The following is a 19098-nucleotide window of genomic DNA, read 5'->3' on the forward strand; positions in this document are numbered from 1 at the left end:
TAGCGTTCGAAGCGCCGCCAGGTTGGCGCCGCTCGCCGCCGATCGCGGGGTGTGATGAGTGAATTGCGTTGCAGTATGCGATGAATCGTCGATATTGCCGGCACGTGAGGCGCGCCGGCACGGCGAAGGCGGGAGTGGATCGTGCGTGCACCCCAGCGGGGGTTGGCTTTGCGTAGCCGCACGATCTCCGCCTCGAGCTCGGCGGCGGTACGGGCCGGTGAGGTCTTCGGGCGTCTCGACAACGGCGCCAAGGCGGCCACGCCGTCGGCGTAGAGCCGGCGTTGGTAGACGTAGAACGTCTGCCGAGATACGCCGTAGCGGCGGCACGTCTCGGCCACAGTGATCTGGTCACGCATCGGGGTTAGCAAGATCTCCAACCAGCGTTCGTTCACGCTCAGCACTCTCACTTTCAGAGAGTGTCAGCGATGTCCCCGGGACGAGCTGTCAGCCATGTGTCCGGGCTAAACATCACCACCACACCACCAGGGGGTCAATCTTCACGTGCCGCCAGGGGGTCAATTTTCAGCCGCCGCTGACAGGCTCGTCCGCGCGTGAGGAATGCCAAACCAATGAACTTGGGCTTGCCGACGAGGCCTTCAGTTGCCCATCAGGATACGAGCATGGGCCGTTCCAGTACGCCGGCCGACGCCTCTACCTCCGAATCGACGAACTCAGCTTCATACTCACGCTGATCGGGTCCAACCACGGACCCCAAGTCGTCAACGGCACACCAGCGCTGCAGGCCGAGATGCAGGCCAACACCCGCTGCATCGCCGAGGCACTAGTGCATCGTTTCGGTGCCCCGCTAACCCAGACGCCAACCTGCGCCCCAGCCAGAAACATGTAGATCCGCCCGACCGCAGCCGTGCCGACCTGCCATACAGGCAGCCACCCCGCGCTGCCACCGAATCACCGCCATCTAACAAGCCGCGAACATACGTGGCGCCCCCAAAAGAAACGATTGCCGCACCAGTCCAGCGGGTAACTTTGGGATGCTGCGCCTGGTGGCCGAGGTCCCCGCGTAGATTGCACACGCGCGCCAGCGCGATGAGCACGCACAGTTCGTACGGGACGCGCTCGACGCGAGATCGGTCGTCGAGTACCGCTTCCCGCCATCCCTTCGGGACCACACAATCCAACGGCACCACGTCGGAGGAGGTGTAGAACCGGACCTTGCCGTCCACGTCTGCGTAGCGTTGCAGCAGTTCCAACGCGGCCATCACCGGCCGATAGGCGGTGTTGTTGCAGCGAAAACCCAACGCCGCCAACAACGGTGGCAGCATCCTTCGGTAATGGTTGGAATACGAGCCGCGCAACACCGTGCGGACCCGTGCCTGGAAGGCCTGTTGGTTCGCCTCCGCCTCCCGCACCAGTTCGCGTAGCGTCTTCTCCCTGACCACGGGGCAGACGGCGTCGCGGACGGTGTCGTCGGGGTGCTCGATGGCAGCTTCGGCGAGGCGGAACAGGATCGTCGCCTTGCCGCGTACTGTACGCAGGTCGTCGATCAGTTCTCGTTCCACCCGCCGGTCGGCGCGAGCATTGATCTTGTGCACCAGCCCGATCAACAAATCCACCAAAGCATCGGTGATCTCAGCGGATCGGACCCAACACAGCGCTGCCAGCAGCGTCAGCCTGACGGTCTGCGAGGCGGCCCGCAGATCCGATGGGTAGGTGCGAGCGGCCCGCGCCCGCCCCGCCTCGACCAACTTCTCCGACCGCCGCCAAACAAGTCCCGCGGTAACCCCAGGCTCCGGATCGCGGCGAGTTTGTCGATCTCACGCCGCACCGTCTCCAATCCGACCGCCCCTCCACTTAACGCTGAATCCCGTTACAACACAGTGGTATTGACCACTTCTGACCCGGCGTTCTGGGCATCACATTCTGGTTCATTTTTTGGCCTGGGCCGAGGCCCCATTCCAGCCCCCCCGAGAATGCACCACGGCAGTGGAATTCACTAAAACCAATCATCGACACAATTTGCCCGCAAGAGCGAACTATGGTGGCCTAACCGAGGTTTAACTGACGACACAACGGGGCACAACTGCCCCCGGCGCCTCCGACCCGCTGGAGTTATGAGGTCACGTTGATGCAGCAGCTACTTCCTGGTTCTTCAGGTCGCAACGCTGGTACTAATACAGCCCCTTCCACACCACGGCGCGACTCCAACACAGCACCTCGGCTACGGCGCTTGGTGACCCGGCCCAGCCCGCAGCACAATCGCAGCCTCCAGCTGCTCCGACCAATACAGCCGGGCTTACGGGGCTACTGATGTTTCGATGACAAACGAACTTCCACCGGCTCACGAAACTGAGACCAGTTTCTTTGCTCGCGAATGGGGCGCCACGCCAGAAAATGTCGTCACCTCGCGACACCAATTCGCTCAGTGGCTCAAAGACATCGCTCTGAAACCTGACCACGCGCTCGACCTCCTGCTGGCAGTCAGCGAAGCAGTCACCAATGCGATGGAACACGGCAGCCGCTTCGACACCACCCAGTTCGTATCGCTTCAAGCAACCCTGCACGGCGAGTCCGTCACCGTGACGGTCAACGACCACGGCCGCTGGCTCGAACCTTCAGACCACCCCCCTAGCCGCAGCCAGCACCGCGGACGCGGCCTGCACCTGATCAACGAAATCGCCACCAACGTCGACATCGCAGGCTCCGCTCACGGCACCCAAATCACCCTACGATTTGACCTGGCAGAACAGATCAAGCCGCCACTTGAGGACGATGCCACCGAAACCGAAACCGGGCTGAGCGACTTTAACGATCAGCTATCAGGACAGGTCGCTCCCGCAATCGGCGCCGAAGTCGACCTCCACTCCGACACAACCGCAGCCAGCACCCCCAACACCGTCACAGATGGGCTGCCCGCCCCGCCGGCTAATTTTGAGCAGCCAGCCATCGGCGACGCCGCCCCCGCCTGACCAAAAGGATCCTGACCAGCGATCCTTCAACCCCTTCATCTGACGATGACATCAGATCGAACTCGAATCTCTAGATGCTCGAATCTCTAGCTAGCGGGTGCGCCTTGCGAGCCGTATGTTCGAGTGCAAATGCTTGGCTATCCAACGACATGCTGAGAGACTCGTCGGCTCGGATTTGCGCAATTCGATGGCCCGCGACTGCGTGATCTCGCGATCATCTTTGGCGCGCTGCTGGCCGGTCTACGTGCCGAGGAACGCCGCCAGACCAATGTCGGAGATATCCGCACCACCCACGATGACGCCGCTGTGCCTCGAAAGTCGGCGCCCGCGCGGCCCACCGCTGCGAAAGGTGCCCAGCTGCGGCCCGAAGGTGCTCACCGGACTGATGGTGGCCGACAAAGTGGGACGATCACGCGTCGAGCCTGCGCAAACGGGGTACTCAGCCGAACATTGCCGCGGATCGTAGGGGGAGCACCGCACATGGCTGAAGATTCTGTCCTGTTTCGGCGCGCGCTACACCGTCGGACCGCCACACCGGTCGATAGAGCAAACGTGGTGAGCATTGCTCACCGGGCTTCTGATCCGGCAACCGCTGGGCCGACAACCGCCGCCGACCCGTTGATCCAATTTGTCACACCGCACGGCTCACCAACGTTGCAGGGGGAGGCACACGGCATCGACGTGCCGTTGGCGCGCCACTTGTACCGGGACATGGCGCTGGCCCGGCGGTTCGATGCCGAGGCCCTGGCGCTGCAGCGGCAGGGTGAACTGAACCTATGGCTGATGAGTTGGGGCCAGGAGGCTGCACAGGTCGGATCGATCCGAGCGCTTCGTGACTCTGACATGGTCTTTCCGAGTTATCGCGAACACGCCGCAGCCCTATGCCGCGGGTTGTCGCCGACTCAGTTATTGGCCCAATGGCGTGGGTGTTCGCACTCTGGCTGGGATCCGATGAAATATCGGTTCCACATCTACTCCCTAGTTCTGGGAACGCAAACACTGCATGCGACCGGGTTCGCCACTGGCGCAGCGATGGAGGGCACGGACGAAGTCGTCGCGGTCTACGTCGGAGACGGCGCGACCAGTCAGGGGGATGTCAACGAGGCGTTCAACTGGGCCGCCGCGGGCTCGTTACCAGTGCTGTTCTTCTGCCAGAACAACCAGTGGGCGATCTCGACGCCAACGTCCACGCAGATGGGGGCACCGTTACATCGCCGTGCCGAAGGTTTCGGGTTGCAGGCGTACCACGTCGACGGCAACGACGTGCTCGCCGTGCACGCCGTGACAAGTGAAGCCGCCCAACACGTCCGCGCCGGCGGCGGGCCCGTGCTGATCGAGGCGCAGACGTACCGCCGGGGTGGACACAGCAGTTCCGACGATCCGGACCGGTATCGCGATGCCAATGAGCTCAAGCTCTACGAGTCGCGTGATCCGCTCTTGCGTGTGCGCGCGCTCTTGGAGAGCCGAGGCGCCGACGGTGAATTCTTCGAAGCGCTCGAGCGCGAGTGTGACGCATTCGGTGAACAAGTGCGGTCGGATTGTCGCGCCATCAGCGATCCGCGACTCGACGACACATTCGAGAACACCTACGCAGAGCCACACGCGCTCGTCGACGCAGAGCACGCCAGCTTCGCCAGCGCATGTTCGCTCCTCGATTACGGGGCTTGATCGTGTCGACGATGAGCTTGAGCGCGGCGCTCAACGCAGGCTTGCGGGCTGCGATGGAGGCGGATGACAGGGTCTTGTTGATGGGCGAGGATATCGGCACCTTGGGTGGCGTCTTCCGGGTCACCGACGGATTGCAAAAGCGGTTCGGGAAGCGCCGCGTTGTCGACACCCCGCTGGCTGAGTCCGGGATCGTGGGAACGGCTATCGGGTTGGCCCTGCGAGGTTATCGGCCGGTCTGTGAAATCCAGTTCGACGGATTCGTCTACCCGGCGTTCGATCAGATCGTCAGCCAACTGGCCAAGATGCGGGCGCGCTCGAATGGTCGGATCGCAATGCCGGTAGTCATCCGGATTCCGGTGGGTGGCGGGATCGGCGCGGTCGAGCATCACAGCGAATCAAACGAGGCCTACTTCGCACACACCCCGGGCCTGCGGGTGGTGGCCTGCGCGGATGCGAACGACGCCTATCACATGATCCAGCAATCAATCCGGAGCAACGACCCAGTCATCTTTTACGAGCCGAAGCGTCAGTACTGGCACAAGTCGGAGGTCGACGAGACCACAACGGAAGGGATCGACCGCGCGCGTGTCCGTCGCCACGGAACCGACTGCACCTTGGTCGCGTACGGCCCCACGGTCGCCACCGCGATGGCGACGGCTGACGCCGCCGACGAGGACGGATACTCCGTGGGCGTCGTCGACCTGCGGAGTTTGTCGCCGGTGGACATGCCGGTCCTTGCCGAACAAGCCAGGCGCACGGGGCGTGTAGTGGTGGTGCACGAGGCGTCGACATTCATGGGATTGGGTGCAGAGATCGCTGCCTCGATCTCCGAGGCCTGCTTCAGCGACCTGCGCGCACCGGTATTGCGGGTCGGCGCCTTCAACACGCCATATCCGCCAGCGCGTGTCGAAGCGCAGTTTTTGCCGGACATCGACCGCGTCCTGGAAGCAATCGACCGTTCCCTTTTCTTCGAACGGTAACCCAATGGCCACCATCGCCCGTTTCAAACTGCCGGACGTCGGAGAGGGCCTCATAGAGGCCGAGTTGCTGCACTGGGCTGTCGGGGTCGGCGACACCGTGACGGTAAATCAGGTGCTATGCGAGATCGAAACCGCAAAAGCGGCAGTCGAATTGCCGTCACCAGTCGCCGGTGTGATCGAGGCCCTGCATGTCGAAGAGGGCGCGGTGGTCGAAGTAGGTGCCGTGATCGTCACCTTCCGAGTCGACACCTCAGCTGCGACGGTTAAGACCCCAGATCCTCAAGTACCCACAATTGAGCCGCTACGAGCAGTCCCCACATTGCAGCCCGCGCCATCGCAACCGGCGAAGACCCTCGACGCCGAACCATTGCCACAGCCAGAAGCTACGGCCGCACCCGAGGTGAAAACCCTCGTCGGTGCCGGCCCCACTAAGCTCGCCGCCCGACGCAGACACCTGCGTCCACGCAGTGAAATGCCCAATCTCGTCACTGCCGCGAGGGAGACGCGCCTGCCGGTCAAAGGCGTTCGCAAATCCATTGCGGCAGCAATGGTTCGGTCAGCGTTCACCGCACCGCACGTCACGGAGTGGCTGGCCGTCGATGTCACTGAAACCATCGGCCTTGTCCGCTTACTGCGGGCCGATCCACGGTGGTCGGGGGTCCGGGTGAATCCCATGCTGTTCGTCGCGAAAGCGCTGTTGACTGCGGTCAGCCGGCACCCGGGCGTGAACGCACGGTGGGACGACGCCAACCAAGAGGTCGTCTACTACAACTACGTCAACCTTGGTATCGCCGCAGCCACGCCACGGGGTCTCGTGGTACCCAATATCAAGAACGCCGATAACCTGACTTTGCCTGAATTGGCAGGCGCCTTAGCACGATTAGTCGAAACGGCACGCGCAGGTAAGGCGACACCGACCGACCTCTCCGGGGGCACCATCACCATTACGAATATCGGAGCTCTCGGGGTTGACACCGGCACGCCAATCCTCAACCCAGGGGAAGCAGCGATCTTGGCCTTCGGCGCGGTGCGACCAACTCCCTGGGTAGTGGACGACCAGATTGCGATCCGCCAGGTCGCCCATTTGGCGTTGACGTTCGATCACCGCCTCGTCGATGGACAACTCGGATCCATGGTGCTGACTACGGTCGCTGCGGTCCTCACCGAACCGGTTCAGGCGCTGCTGTACGCACCGAGCAAGTGATCACGCGCCGAACCTTGCAGAGACGAGAGTCCGCGCTTCGCCGAGGTTGCTGCTTGTTGTCGGCGCTGATCGTCTCGTTCTTGAGCCCGGGTCGCCTAACCCCATGAAGCCGGCTCGAACTCCTTCTGAGTGCCCCCCGCTCATGCGCGCCTCAGCAGCATGGCGGTGGTTCCGCTGTTTGCCGCTCCGACGCCGACCGCCGCCAGCGAGGCGCCGTCCACTTGGCGCGCATCGGCTTCGCCCCGGACCTGTAAGCACGCTTCGTGTAGGTGTCCAAAGCCGTGCAGACGGCCGCCTGATAGTTGGCCGCCCGCGGTGTTGATCGGCAACTCGCTGTCCAACGAGATGCGGGTCGGGTCGGCGACCCACTCGCCGGACTCCCCCACCTTGCAAAAGCCGAAGTCCTCGAGCCAGCACAGCACGAACACACTGAACCCGTCATATAGTGACGCCACATCGACGTCGGCGACAGTGAAATCCGTTCTTTCCCAGATCGTTGAAGATCGAGAACTTATTCGGGTGATGTCCTGCCCGGCTTCCCAAGTGAAACGGTCATGGTGGGCACAATCGAGGGCTTCGACAACTACCGCGGAATGGTCTAGGGCTGCGGCATGTTCGGCGCGTGACACCACGAAAGCTGTTGCGCCGTCGCACGCGATGTCACAATCGAACATGCACAGCGGGTCTGACACCATCCGTGCGTTCAGATAGGTCTCGAGATCCAGCGGATCGGAGTAGATCGCGTTCGGGTTGCGTCCGGCGTGCGTTCGCTGCGTGATGGCGATCGACGCCAACTGTTCGCGAGTCAGTCCGAATCGTTGCATCCGCGCCTGGATTTGCAGCCCGGCCAGGTTGGCCGCAGTGGCACCAAAGGGCAACTGCCAGGCCAAAAGTCCTGCGGGCCGACCTCCGCCAGCGCCGTACCCTTTGCGCCGGCCGGCACCTTGCGCGGTGCCCTCCCAGATGCTGCGCCAACACAGCACGTGAGTGGCCAATCCGGTGGCGACGGCCATCATCGCGTCGACGACCGCACCGAGTTGGCCGGGCGACTCGACTCCCCCGGCCACCCAATTCGGTTTGATTCCTAAGGCGTCGTGGATGTCTCGCAGCGATGCGCCAGAGAATCCTAAGCCGGGCTGCGATGAGCCAGGATAGGTTGTCAGGCCGTCGATGTCGGCGAGGCGTAGGCCCGCATCGGCTACAGCAGCTTCGCAGGCTTCAACGGTCAGATCCAGGCCGTCGCGGCCTAGCCGGCGGCCAATCGCGGACTGGCCGATGCCGCTGATGATGACCCGATCAGTGAGTGGGCTTCCCATCAGCGGTCCGGCTCGAATAGAGGCACATAGACCTCTTCGTCGCTGTCGACCACGCGATCGAAGACCACCCGCAGGGCCATGTTGTCGACAATCTCGTCGTGGTGGACGTTGACCAAGTTGGTCAGCAAGCGGGCACCCGGGTCCTCGACGGGGTTGACGAATGCGATGACGTAAGGCGGCGTGAAGCCGGGAAACCACTGGTGCCGGTTGATAGTCCACGATTCGAGCCGACCGCGACCGCTGAGTTCGGTGAATTCGAGTGTTGCGTGATCGTGTGGGCATCGCAATGCCGGCGGGTGGCACAGTCGGTTACAGAGTGTGCACTGTTGCATGCGCAGTACCCCCTGGGCCCCGCCGGTCCAGAAGGGCCGGGTCAGCTCTGTTACTGCGGGTAACGGTCGCTGAATATCTGACATGTACTCCCTCGCATCTGGCAGGCGTCGTCGGCCTAGCCGAATACGCCTGGTGATTGCGAATAGTCGACCGTGGACAACTCGGTCATACCGCCGTCGATGTGCAGCACTGTTCCCGTCACGAATGCCGCATCGTCACCGGCTAAAAAGGCAACGGCGGGGGCGATTTCGGCGTCAGGATCCGCTCCCCGCTTCATCGGCGATGCATTCGCCGTTCGGGTGTAGTTGTCCCATTCGGTCCCGATCATCTTCTGCTGCACGTCCGTCAGTGCGAAGGGGCAGACTGCGTTGACCCGGATGCGATGACGGGCCCACTCGTTGGCGGCGACCTTGGTCAAGGCGGCCACCGCGCCTTTCGCAGCCGAGTACGGCGCGGTGTAGGCGATGCCCGCCAGCGCAGAGCCCGAGACGAAGTTGATCACCGACGCCCGCCGGGATGCCTGCAGGAAGGGAAAGCCGATCTGCATGAAGCGGAAGGTTGCCCTCGGCCCGGTCGCCTCCGACAACTCCCAATCCTTATCAGTGACCAGCTCCAGTGCCTTTGGCATAGCGAAGAATTGGGCGGCATTGACCATGATGTCGATTCGTCCGTCGCCGTTGTCCGCGGCTTGGCGCACTGCCGCTTCGATGTCTTCGCGGCGCGCGACATTCGCTCGTACGAATGACGCCTGACCGTTCTTCCCATGGATCTGCTCGACGCATTCGCGGGCTTTGTCCTCGTTCAGGTCAACGATGGTGACGTTGGCACCCAACTCGGCCAGTCGGTGTGCGATGGCCCGACCTAATCCCTGGGCCCCGCCGGTCACCAAAGCCTGTCTGTCTTCCAAACGGGTCAACACCACTCCTCAGGAACGAAACACTCGGATATAACAATTGAACATATCTCGTCTATTTATTCAATGCTGCTGATCAGTAGCGTTGGCCTCCGGTAACGAAGATGTCTTGCCCTGTCACAGCCGAGGCTGCATCCGAAGCAAGCCACATTGACACGTCAGCGACTTCTTCAGGTTCGACAAGTCGAGCCAAGGCATTCGACGCTACGACTCTCCGACGCACCTCGCCCGGTCCGACCCTCTGTTCGGCGGCCAGCTTGCCGACGTAACTGTCTAGCAGTTCGCCCGCCACGGCACCGATCACGATGGTGTTCACCCGGATTCCGAGATCGCCCACCTCGATGGCCAGCGTTTGACCCAACGCGCTCAACGCCAACTTGGCGGCAGCGTAATGCGCTTTGGCCGGCCGCACCGATCTCGCGGCGGCGGATGAGAGGAACTGGATGTTGCCGCGTCTGTTAGCAATCATGTTTTGTCGTAGCACTTCTCGCGACAGCACCATCGGCGCCACCAGGTTGGTGGTAATTACTTGTTGCCAATTCGCTGCTGTGGCTTGGCTAATCGGCTGGTCCGTTCCCGGGATTGCCGCGTTGTTCACGAGCACGTCGAGGCGGCCGAATCGCTCCAACACCTGGGCGACCACCTGCCGGCAACGATCTTCGTCGCAGATGTCAGCCACCAGCCGCAGGGCTGCACCTCCCTCATCTGCCACCAATCGTGCCGTCATGTCCAACTCCGACTCCCGGCGCGCAACCAGTGCCACTGCCGCACCGGCTTGCGCATACCTCAGCGCCAGCACCCGGCCGATGCCGCCACTCGCGCCGGTAATCAGCACAACCTGCCCGCTCAGCGACGAAGTTGACATAGGAGCCCCCTGACAAGCTCTACACAATTACAGATATTGTATTATTGTTTACTAGGTGTCAGCAATTTCGGTATCGCCGCACCTAGCGCGAGCGACGTTGCCCCCACCACGGCTGTTCATCAACGGCACGTGGGTCGACGGGTCGAGCGATCCGATCACTCACATCCACCCGGCCACCGGCGAAATCGTCTTCGACGCGCCCAGCGCAAGCCGGGCCCATGTCGACGCGGCGGTCACCGCGGCACGTAATGCTTTCGACAGCGGCCCCTGGCCCAGGATGATGGCTCGCGATCGGGCACGTTACCTGCACACCATCGCGGATCTCATCCGAGCTGATGCCACGAACCTCAATACGCTGCTGTCCCTGGACAATGCAACGCCAAGCTCATTCGTCGGCTTCTACCAGATGGGCGCCGACTACCCGGCTGACCTCTTCGACACCTATGCCGGTTGGGTAGACAAGATCACCGGCGAAACCTACCCACAGTGGGAACCCACGCAGCCGTTCACCTTCACCACCCACGAACCGGTCGGTGTCGCCGCCGTCATCACGCCGTGGAATGCCCCGATGAGCCTGTTCGCCCAAAAGCTGGCGCCGGCGCTTGCCGCAGGATGCACGGTGGTCGCAAAACCTTCCGAACTGTCCCCGATGGTGAGTCTTCGGATCGCGGAACTCATTGCACAGGCAGATCTTCCGCCGGGGGTCTTCAATATGGTGACCGGCCCCGGGGATCCGGTGGGCACCGCGCTTGTCGCGGATCCTCGCGTGGACAAGGTGTCGTTCACTGGCAGCCGGGACGCCGGTGGCGCAATCGCGGCCGCCGTCAGTGCCCGCATCGGCCGCGTCTCGTTGGAACTGGGCGGCAAGAGCCCGGCCCTGATTTTTCCCGATGCCGACCTCGGCATGGCTGTCGGAATGGCTGCCGGCAATGTGTTTCTGGGCATGTCGGGTCAGGTTTGCGTGTGTCAGTCCCGAATTCTGGTTCATCGCGATGTCTACGACGACGTGCTGAACGCCCTAATAGGATTCGCTGCGGCCGCCTCCTTCGGCGACCCCTTCGACCCAGCTGTTTCGGCTGCTCCGATGATCAGCCCGCACCATATGGAGAAGGTGCTGCACCACATCGATAGAGCCGTAGAGGCTGGCGCACAACTTGCGACGGGAGGTTGCCGCGCCGAACGCGCACCTTCCACCGGATACTTTGTTGCCCCAACCATTCTGGTGGACGTCGACAACTCGATGGCCGTGGCGCAAGACGAAATCTTCGGACCGGTGTTGTGCGTCATCCCGTTTTCCGACGAGGAGGAAGGGATTCGGCTGGCCAATGATTCGAGGTACGGGTTGGGAGCGGCGGTTTACACCCGCGACGTCAGCCGCGCGTTGCGGGTGAGTCGTTCGCTGCGGGCCGGTAATGTGGGTGTGAATTCATGGACGCTGCAACCACATGCGCCGTTCGGCGGTATGAAGCAGTCGGGACTGGGCCGCGAGAACGGGCAGGCCGGCCTTCTGGCGTACCTGGAAACCAAGACGACGTTCATTGGTTGAGCGAAAGGTGCGCCTTAACACTATGACAACACCTGTCAAGTAGCATAAGAGACGAAATTACCTGTTGGTTCGGGCGTGAGGGGAGCGACATGTCGGCAGATCGCGCTGCTGTCGAGGTCGAAGTCGCAGACGAGTTTGATCGTCGCGAGCAGATCTTGGATGCCGCCAACGAATGTTTCAGTCAACTGGGTATCCAGCGCACCAGCGTGCAAGACGTGGCGCGGATGGCCAAGGTATCCCGCGGCACTGTCTACCGGTACTTCGTCGATCGCGATGTGCTAATCCAGGCCGCGATCGAGCATGGCGCCCAACGTTTTTATCGCGAAGTCGCGGCGGCAATGGCCGACAAGTCCACCCTCGCTGAACAACTCGGAGCGATGGCCCAAACGCACGCGACCATCCTGCTGGATCACCGCACTCGCAATCGCCTGATGGCCGATGACGCTGAGCTGATGCGCCACATGATCGCTGACGGTGACAGTGCTGTCCGGCGCACCACGAAGTTCCTCGAACCGTATGTGCGCGACGCCCAGAAACGCGGCGAGGTCGGTGGCACAATCGACGTCACCGCCGCCAGTGAGTGGTTGGCTCGAATCGTGTATTCGTTCTCGACCGTCAACCAAGGCCTCAGCTTCGATATGACCAAGCCGGAGACAGTCCGTAAATACGTCGAGAAGTTCGCCATCAACGGGCTGCGCTAGTACTCGCACCTCTGGCGATCACATTGCCGTGCGGGTGTCGTGACCCATGGCGCCCGGGTCGACCGCGAAATCACGGACCATCGCCTGAATCGTGTACGACGCTGCCAGCCTTCCGTCCTCGGTGAACACCCGGCCGTCGCCTTGGGCCAGCCCACGTCCTGACCAGATAGCCCTATTGACGTAGAGCAGCCAGCCGGTGATGTCGACGTCGTCGTGAAAGGCGATGTCAGCCTTCATGATTCCGGTCGACAGCGTCGCGTGCGCACGCGCTTCGCCGAATCCGCGGTGGGGACGCATAGCGGCCGCGATGGTCCAGTGGGTGGTTGACTGTGCAAGCAAAGCCGCCCGCAACTGAGGTGCACCGGGATCGTCCCGGAAGCGCACCCATGCATTGATCGCCGGCGGCCCCAATCGGTCGGGATCGGGATCGTAGGCGCCGTCGACAACCCTGATCTCGCGGCCGGTCATGCCGAAGCCTGCGAACGGTTGCGCCGCATGTGGTCCTGGGAGGTTGGGCATCGGCTCGACGTCACGCATGGAGTCGGGGGCACCAGCGTCTGCCAGGACTATCCCCGCGCTGCGCAACACGCCGTGCTGGCTGATGCGGACTTCGGCCGACGAAAACGTCTTGCCCTCGCGTAGCGTCGCGACGTCCACTTCGACCGGCGCATCAAAAGACGCAGCCTTCGCGAAGATCATCGAAGCTGACGTAACGCGCTGGGCTGGGAATGTTTTGGAGACGGCGACGATGGCTTCCGCCAAGAGTTGGCCCCCCTCGACGACGTTGCGGCGGGTGGGTCCGTGCGCCGGTCCGAGGAAGCTGCCGACGCCTACCGGTTCGACATCCACGAGTCTGCGCAATTCGGCCGCGTCACCCCACAACGGAAATGTGATCTCCACCGACGAACCGTCAGGCCAATGCTCGACCAACACAACGCTTAAGGAGTCTTGGTAGAAGGAGACGTAACCGGCGATCGCCGTTACTTCGGCCAGTGGGTCCCGATACGTCCAAACGGCGTCCTCGATGGCCGGAGTCGCGCCCGTCAGAGTCCAATAACTTGCGCGGCCTTTGAAGGGGCAGACGGTGGTGTGATTCGACGGTTTGAACAGATGCCAACGCACTGCGGACTCCGGAAAGTAGAGCCGGTCTTCGTGATCGGTTTCAGTGACGATCAAGCATCGGTCGCTTTCGGCGAGCAGAACATCGCCAAACCAAACTCGACCGGTGTGGGCGCAGGGTGTGGCGTCAACGCGGTAATCGGGGTGATCCGGCCATGCGGAGTCGATCTCGTTCGTGGACATCGTCTCTCGCTCAGGCCGTCGGGGCCGTCATGGCGCCACCAGCGGTGAGGCCGGTCGTAGGACAAGATTCTCAGGCCCTACGCCGGGAAAGTCGAGCACACTCGCGAACATCCCTGCCAGCACGTCAGCGACATCGTCAGGAGTCATCATCGTCTGCTGTAGTAGCCCGCGAGCAATCCAGTGTTGGACTGCGACGCCCAGCAGTTCGGCATCGAATGACGCAGTAAATTCGGTGGGCACCGTACCTCCCACAGTGACGCTGCAGAATCGGAACTCGGGATGCTCGGTGCGCCAGGCGTTCATGCTTTCTGCCAGTGCTGCCTTGCTGCTCGAGTAGGCACCGAGCGCGGTGCGCGGCTGCCCTACGGTCTCCGACGTCATGGTGGCCACCATCGCGGCCGGCGCAAGCACCGGCAGGCAAGCCGTGATCGCGCGGTGCACACCGACAACGTTGGTCTGCATCACGTCAAACCATTCGTCGGAAGAGGTGTCGGCGAACATGCGTAGCGGAGCGTAACCGATCGAGACGAACAACAGATCGATGGCACCGAGTCGTTCCCGGGCGACGTCGGCAATTCGCACACAATCTTCGGCATTCCGGGCGTCGGCGGTCACAGCCGTCGCAGAACCCGCCGCAGCCACCGCCTCCGCCAGTCGGTCCGAACGACGAGCCGCAGCAACCAAATTGGCGCCTTCCTTTCCTGCTCGTACCGCAAAAGCCCGGCCGATTCCTGCCGATGCACCCACGACGACGAGGCGCTTGCCGGCCAACGTCCGTTCACCCATGAGGCCCTTTCTCACGATCCCCGCCGCCGCGCCATTCCTATCCGAAGGATTGCAGAACAATAGTACACAGTATGTTTAGTTGAGTTTTGCAACCGAGGGCAAGAGGGACGGCATGGACCTGGGCATCGCAGGAGCTAACTTCGTCCTGGTGGGTGGCACCACCGGCATCGGGTTCGCCGCCGCCGAGACGCTTGCCGCCAACGGGGCCAACCTCGCACTACTGGCGCGAGACGAGAAGCGCGCTCGCGACCGCGCGTCGCAACTGGCTGACCTCCATGGAGTCCGTGCGGTCGGCATCAGCGTCGATGCTGCCGCACCCGGCGAATCGGCGTGGGTGAACACTTCTGCATGGGAGCCGCCCTGGCCCGCCGGGAGGCACGCTTGCTGGTAGATGAGATTGCCCGTCGCGCCAAAGGAATTCGGGTTAGCGGCAAGCGTGCGCCGCGACCCTCAGCGCTGGTGCACACCCACGACCGCTTGCCGGTCACTCTGGAATATCGCTGAGGACACCCCGGTGAGCGGACCGATGAGCGGCGTGCGCGTCTTGGAAGTTGCCCAATGGACCTTCGTTCCGGCAGCGGGCGCGGTGTTGGCCGACTGGGGTGCAGACGTGCTGAAAGTCGAGCACCCGCGGACCGGGGATTCACAGCGCGGCCTCAAGCAGTTGGGCAACATCGCGATACGGGGCGCGCGAAACCCGGTCATGGAACATGCCAATCGCGGCAAAAGGTCTATTGCGCTGGATATCTCGGTGCCCGACGGACACGATCTGCTGATGGAGATAGCGCGGACCAGCGATGTTTTCCTCACCAATTTCCTGCCCGACGCCCGCAAGAAACTCAGGATCGACGTCGACGACTTGCGTGCAGTGAACCCGAACATTGTGTACGCCCGAGGAAGTGCCTACGGTCCGCTCGGAGACGACGGCGCCAAAGGCGGATATGACATGACCGGGTTCTGGAGTCGTGCTGCGGGCGCGGCCAGTACCACCCCGTCCGACATGAATGGTGTTGTCGCTCAGCCGGGTCCGGCCTATGGTGATTCGATTGGGGGCATGACGATCGCAGGTGGCATCGCAGCCGCACTTTTCGAGCGTGAACGAACCGGAGTTGCTCGCACAGTAGACATCTCATTGCTCGGCGTCGGAGTGTGGGCGATGGGTGTTGCCGTCAACGCAGCGCTCGACACTGGTGACCCCTGGGTGGCCAATCCGTCGGGCGCCAATGTAGCACCACACAATCCGCTGACTGGCTTCTACCGCACCAGCGACGACAGATTCCTGGGACTGTCGATGCTGCAAGCATTTCGGTACTTTGCCGACTTCTGCACCCTCGTCGGTGTCCCTCATCTGGCCGATGACGAACGGTTCGCGAGCCATGTGTTGCTCGCCGAGAATGCCGGGGCGGCCGCCGACACGCTGCGCCAAGCGATCGCGTCGCGGCCGCTCGAGCACTGGCGCGCGATACTTGCCGACTTCGACGGCCAGTGGGCACCCGTGCTGAATACCGCAGAAGTGGCGAGCGATCCGCAGGTGCGGGCTAATGGTGGCATCGTGCCGGTTGTGCAGGACGGCGAGGCGTACGAACTCGTGGCCAGTCCAGTGTTGTTCGACGAGACCCATTTGAGCCTCAATCCCGCACCGGAATTCGCTGAACACACCGAAGCATTGATCCTCGAACTGGGTGGCGACTGGGACCGTATCGCCGCGCTCAAAGAGTGCGGAGCAATCGGCTGAGGCACGCGTCTTGGCCGCAGCCTTCAGATCACGGATCCAACGTCGTTGCGCACGATGCTGTCGAGTGCCCGCTCCACAACGGCAGCGATGGTCAGAGACGGGTTGCACGCCGCGGTGGTTCCCGGAATCAATGCGCCGTCAAGCACGTAAAGGCCACGCTGCCCCTGCACTCTGCCCTCGGCGTCGCAGACTGTGCCCATCGGGGCTCCACCCAATGGGTGCCACGTTGTGTTGTTGAGCCTATTGGTGTCGCTGAGAAGGCCCGCTCGGCCAACGATCCGCTTCGCCCGAGAGTGGATGTCAGCCCAGATGGCGGCGTCTCCTCTCCGTGGAAACGTGAGTTTTACTGTGTCGGTGGCGCCGTCATACGTGAAACGACCCCGGGCTCGGCTGACGCCAAAACCGACCAGCATCGTGGTGCGAATGTCCAGCCCAGCCACCGGCGGGATCGAGGCCTGAATCAGCGTGTTTGCGCGATCAGGTTCGGCCCAGTCTTTGCTGCAATACACGACGGGACCTCCTTGCACCCGACCGAAGCCTTCGGCCAGGTCGGTCCATACGTAGATTCGATCGCCGTTGGTTCCCCAGTCATCGCCCACCCGTTCGGGCAGGTCGGGAATCTCGCCCAAGGCACGTCCGCGCACCAGCAATCGGGTTGTGTTCACGCTGCCGGCGGCTAGCACCAGCGCAGATGAGAACAGGATCTTCTTCTCCCGCCTTCGGCCTTTCATGTCTAGCCGGTCCACCTCTATCCGCCAGCGACCATCGGGCGCCTTCGCAATGCCAGTTACTTTGTGCAGCGTGTGCAGGCTGACTCGTCCAGTGGCGTGCGCAGCGGCCAGGTAGGTCTTGTCGACCGAATGCTTCCCGGGGCTGTTGACGCCGAAGACGCAGTCGCCGTTGGTCAGTGACGGTTGGACCTGACCCCGCAGCTCGGACAGCGCGCATTCCCAATCGATGGGCATGGGCACTTTCTCGACCGAATAACCCGCCCGGCGGACGCGCCCGGCAAAGACACGACTCACTCGGTAATTTGGGCTATTGATCAGTTCATCGGGTGCCGTCTTCAGGCGCAACATGCTGGCCACCCGCGGGTAGTAAACCCGATCCATCTCGTCGTAATCGAGTGCCGACGGGAGGTGCGTCTCGAAAAGTTCTCTCGACGGCTGCATGCTCATTCCCTGGTAGAGCAGCGACCCGCCACCTACACCCACGCCCGCTACCGACATCACGTTGTCCCCGGAGAAAGCGCTGAGCACGCCGGGATATGCACTGCCCAGCAAGGGGCGACCGCAAAACCGCGGGGCCGAGTCGAACCAGAAGATCCGCTTGTCGAAAGGGTTTTGGGTGGGACGCGGAAAGGTTTCGCCGCCGTTCAATTTCCACTCCACGCCCTGTTCGAGGACAGTGACCGGTACTCCAGCGTTGGCCAGGCGCAATGCGGTGACTGCCCCGCCGAATCCCGTACCGACGACTACAACGCGATGGTTTTCTCGCGTTACCGGGATGGGTGCAGTGGCGGCGCGGTGTCTCACTATTGTCGGATTTCCAGTTCGAGGCGGTCCAGCCGGCGAACGAGGATGCTAGGCAACCACTTTCCGAGGTCGGCGGTCGAGATCCAGGTAGTGCGCTGCAGCAGCATGCGGAACACAACTTGCGCCTCCAACCGTGCCAGTGCGGCTCCGATGCAGAAGTGAACTCCTTTTCCGAAGGCCATGTGGCCCCTAACGCCGGTGCGATCGAGGCGAAATTCGTCGGCGGCCTCGAAGTGCGCCGGATCGCGATTGGCGGCTCCCCACAGCAGTATCAGGTGCGAATTGGCTGTCAGCTCTACTCCGCCAAGGGTCGTGTCGCGCCATACATGACGGTAGTGGCCGCGGAACGGCGACTCGTAGCGAAGGGCCTCTTCGATGAAAGCGTTGAGCATTTCGGGATTTCGCCGCAACTGTGTTTGTATCTCGGGATTTTCAGCGAGTATCCAAGCGGCGCTACCTAACAACGATGCGGTGGATTCGCCGGCGGCACTGAAGAGCGTGAGCATGATGCTGAGTGCGACAGCCTGATCGACTTCGCCTGATGAGTATCGAGACGCCAAATCGGCAATCAACCCGAATTCGTCTGTCGAGGTGGCCTTTTCGAAGTGCTGCATGACGTAGCCGGACAGTTCGAAGGCGGCAAGACCGGCTTTCTCGATCTGCGTCTGAGTGACTACGCCGTCAAGCAGCGTGGTGGTGGCAAATCCCCATTGGATAAGCTTGTCGACGTCGGCTTCGGGCAGGCCTAGCAATTTTGCGACCACCATCATCGGTAGGCGGTTGGCCAAGGCGCTCATCCACTCGATGCGCTCGCCGCGCACGTTCTCGTTCCACAGGCGCTCCGCGACGCGCTCGGCGAATTCCTCAATGATCCGGACGCGTTTGGCGGATAAGTGTGGCAGCAGGATCTTTCGATGTACTGCGTGGATTGGATCGTCCGCTGTCGCCAACGCGTGACTGGGGCTTCCGGCCTCCATCATCTCGAACGGAGTGACAGTTCCGCCGTCGCGATAAACCATGGTTGCGGTGAGGTTGGAAGAGAAGTCCTCGACACGATGCACAGCGTCGGCGACGGCATCCCATCCGCACACCGCGTAGAACGTTGAGTCGCCGATACGGTGCACCGGGGCCTCAGCACGCATGCGCGCATACAACGGATAGGGATCCTGCAAAGCTTCGGCACCGAAAAAATTGACCGCATCATTGATGACTGGCACAAACCTAGGCTGGTTGCAATCAGCAATTGGATCAACACTTTCCGGCAAAGTTGATAACTGCAACGGCTCG

General features: G+C 62.4%; 19 protein-coding genes. 8 read left to right on the plus strand and 11 right to left on the minus strand.

Going from position 1 to position 19098, the window contains the following annotated elements; genetic code table 11:
• A partial coding sequence (locus tag ACZY1I_RS24825) for a helix-turn-helix domain-containing protein (protein ID WP_463758598.1) occupies positions 1–407 on the minus strand: 407 nt, incomplete at its 3' end.
• 312 nt (positions 408–719) lie between these two features.
• Positions 720–1706 carry a hypothetical protein gene (locus ACZY1I_RS24830; RefSeq protein ID WP_463758602.1) on the minus strand — a complete coding sequence of 329 codons (987 nt, stop codon included), beginning with the start codon at positions 1704–1706 and terminating at the stop codon, positions 720–722.
• Between the two features lie 570 nt (positions 1707–2276).
• Between ACZY1I_RS24830 and ACZY1I_RS24835 the strand changes: the two genes are divergently transcribed.
• Entirely contained in the window at positions 2277–2927 is a 651-nt protein-coding gene (locus ACZY1I_RS24835) for an ATP-binding protein (RefSeq protein WP_463758605.1), read from the plus strand.
• A 240-nt stretch (positions 2928–3167) separates the two neighbouring features.
• Here ACZY1I_RS24835 and ACZY1I_RS24840 read toward each other — a convergent pair whose 3' ends face one another.
• Entirely contained in the window at positions 3168–3305 is a 138-nt protein-coding gene (locus ACZY1I_RS24840) for a hypothetical protein (protein ID WP_463758607.1), read from the minus strand.
• A 177-nt stretch (positions 3306–3482) separates the two neighbouring features.
• On the opposite strand from ACZY1I_RS24840, the gene ACZY1I_RS24845 reads away from it, so the two are divergent.
• From ACZY1I_RS24845 to ACZY1I_RS24855, 3 genes are read left to right on the plus strand one after another with little or no spacing between them, the layout of a single operon-like run.
• Entirely contained in the window at positions 3483–4595 is a 1113-nt protein-coding gene (locus ACZY1I_RS24845; protein ID WP_463758609.1) for a thiamine pyrophosphate-dependent enzyme, read from the plus strand.
• Positions 4596–4606: 11 nt separating this feature from the next.
• Complete coding sequence (locus tag ACZY1I_RS24850; RefSeq protein ID WP_463758611.1) at positions 4607–5575, plus strand: alpha-ketoacid dehydrogenase subunit beta; 969 nt, start codon at positions 4607–4609, stop codon at positions 5573–5575.
• A gap of 4 nt (positions 5576–5579) precedes the next feature.
• Complete coding sequence (locus ACZY1I_RS24855) at positions 5580–6779, plus strand: dihydrolipoamide acetyltransferase family protein (protein ID WP_463758614.1); 1200 nt, start codon at positions 5580–5582, stop codon at positions 6777–6779.
• 140 nt (positions 6780–6919) lie between these two features.
• Here ACZY1I_RS24855 and ACZY1I_RS24860 read toward each other — a convergent pair whose 3' ends face one another.
• The 4 genes from ACZY1I_RS24860 to ACZY1I_RS24875 all read right to left on the minus strand — a co-directional run bounded on the left by ACZY1I_RS24860 (position 6920) and on the right by ACZY1I_RS24875 (position 10206).
• Positions 6920–8095: a thiolase family protein gene (locus tag ACZY1I_RS24860; RefSeq protein ID WP_463758617.1), complete on the minus strand. Its 1176-nt coding sequence runs from the start codon at positions 8093–8095 to the stop codon at positions 6920–6922.
• Complete coding sequence (locus tag ACZY1I_RS24865; protein WP_463758619.1) at positions 8095–8511, minus strand: Zn-ribbon domain-containing OB-fold protein; 417 nt, start codon at positions 8509–8511, stop codon at positions 8095–8097. Before ACZY1I_RS24865 ends, ACZY1I_RS24860 begins: the two co-directional genes overlap by 1 nt.
• A 32-nt stretch (positions 8512–8543) precedes the next feature.
• Positions 8544–9344: an SDR family NAD(P)-dependent oxidoreductase gene (locus ACZY1I_RS24870; protein WP_463758621.1), complete on the minus strand. Its 801-nt coding sequence runs from the start codon at positions 9342–9344 to the stop codon at positions 8544–8546.
• 73 nt (positions 9345–9417) lie between these two features.
• Positions 9418–10206: an SDR family NAD(P)-dependent oxidoreductase gene (locus tag ACZY1I_RS24875; protein ID WP_463758624.1), complete on the minus strand. Its 789-nt coding sequence runs from the start codon at positions 10204–10206 to the stop codon at positions 9418–9420.
• Positions 10207–10261: 55 nt separating this feature from the next.
• Between ACZY1I_RS24875 and ACZY1I_RS24880 the strand changes: the two genes are divergently transcribed.
• Complete coding sequence (locus tag ACZY1I_RS24880; RefSeq protein WP_463758627.1) at positions 10262–11752, plus strand: aldehyde dehydrogenase family protein; 1491 nt, start codon at positions 10262–10264, stop codon at positions 11750–11752.
• Positions 11753–11841: 89 nt separating this feature from the next.
• On the plus strand, positions 11842–12453 hold the full coding sequence (locus ACZY1I_RS24885; protein WP_463758629.1) for a TetR/AcrR family transcriptional regulator: 612 nt from the start codon (positions 11842–11844) through the stop codon (positions 12451–12453).
• Between the two features lie 18 nt (positions 12454–12471).
• On the opposite strand, the gene ACZY1I_RS24890 is transcribed toward ACZY1I_RS24885, so the two are convergent.
• Both ACZY1I_RS24890 and ACZY1I_RS24895 read right to left on the minus strand, forming a co-directional pair.
• Complete coding sequence (locus ACZY1I_RS24890; RefSeq protein ID WP_463758634.1) at positions 12472–13755, minus strand: DUF427 domain-containing protein; 1284 nt, start codon at positions 13753–13755, stop codon at positions 12472–12474.
• A 27-nt stretch (positions 13756–13782) separates the two neighbouring features.
• Positions 13783–14541 (minus strand): SDR family oxidoreductase, encoded by a 759-nt coding sequence (locus ACZY1I_RS24895; protein WP_463758638.1) that lies wholly within the window; start codon positions 14539–14541, stop codon positions 13783–13785.
• A 79-nt stretch (positions 14542–14620) separates the two neighbouring features.
• Here ACZY1I_RS24895 and ACZY1I_RS24900 point away from each other — a divergent pair, with 79 nt between their 5' ends.
• The gene (locus tag ACZY1I_RS24900) at positions 14621–14932 is read left to right on the plus strand and encodes an SDR family NAD(P)-dependent oxidoreductase (RefSeq protein WP_463758642.1); all 312 of its coding nucleotides are present in this window, start codon (positions 14621–14623) and stop codon (positions 14930–14932) included.
• A 123-nt stretch (positions 14933–15055) separates the two neighbouring features.
• Positions 15056–16276, plus strand: coding sequence for a CaiB/BaiF CoA transferase family protein (locus ACZY1I_RS24905; RefSeq protein WP_463758645.1), 1221 nt, complete (start codon positions 15056–15058; stop codon positions 16274–16276).
• A 23-nt stretch (positions 16277–16299) separates the two neighbouring features.
• Here the strand turns inward: ACZY1I_RS24905 and ACZY1I_RS24910 are convergent, their stop codons facing one another.
• Together ACZY1I_RS24910 and ACZY1I_RS24915 are read right to left on the minus strand one after the other, a co-directional pair.
• Positions 16300–17811, minus strand: a complete 1512-nt coding sequence (locus ACZY1I_RS24910) for a GMC oxidoreductase (protein WP_463758647.1) — start codon at positions 17809–17811, stop codon at positions 16300–16302.
• On the minus strand, positions 17811–19028 hold the full coding sequence (locus ACZY1I_RS24915; protein ID WP_463759279.1) for a cytochrome P450: 1218 nt from the start codon (positions 19026–19028) through the stop codon (positions 17811–17813). Before ACZY1I_RS24915 ends, ACZY1I_RS24910 begins: the two co-directional genes overlap by 1 nt.
• Between the last annotated feature and the right edge of the window lie 70 nt (positions 19029–19098).

Source organism: Mycobacterium sp. IDUB_37, assembly GCF_055419245.1.

Excerpts from the sequence above, each read along its gene's own strand:
- ACZY1I_RS24855 (WP_463758614.1), top strand. The coding sequence starts at position 5,580 with ATGGCCACCATCGCCCGTTTCAAACTGCCGGACGTCGGAGAGGGCCTC.
- ACZY1I_RS24850 (WP_463758611.1), top strand. The coding sequence starts at position 4,607 with ATGAGCTTGAGCGCGGCGCTCAACGCAGGCTTGCGGGCTGCGATGGAG.
- ACZY1I_RS24875 (WP_463758624.1), bottom strand. The coding sequence starts at position 10,206 with ATGTCAACTTCGTCGCTGAGCGGGCAGGTTGTGCTGATTACCGGCGCG.
- ACZY1I_RS24835 (WP_463758605.1), top strand. The coding sequence starts at position 2,277 with ATGACAAACGAACTTCCACCGGCTCACGAAACTGAGACCAGTTTCTTT.
- ACZY1I_RS24895 (WP_463758638.1), bottom strand. The coding sequence starts at position 14,541 with ATGGGTGAACGGACGTTGGCCGGCAAGCGCCTCGTCGTCGTGGGTGCA.
- ACZY1I_RS24860 (WP_463758617.1), bottom strand. The coding sequence starts at position 8,095 with ATGGGAAGCCCACTCACTGATCGGGTCATCATCAGCGGCATCGGCCAG.
- ACZY1I_RS24885 (WP_463758629.1), top strand. The coding sequence starts at position 11,842 with ATGTCGGCAGATCGCGCTGCTGTCGAGGTCGAAGTCGCAGACGAGTTT.
- ACZY1I_RS24865 (WP_463758619.1), bottom strand. The coding sequence starts at position 8,511 with ATGTCAGATATTCAGCGACCGTTACCCGCAGTAACAGAGCTGACCCGG.
- ACZY1I_RS24890 (WP_463758634.1), bottom strand. The coding sequence starts at position 13,755 with ATGTCCACGAACGAGATCGACTCCGCATGGCCGGATCACCCCGATTAC.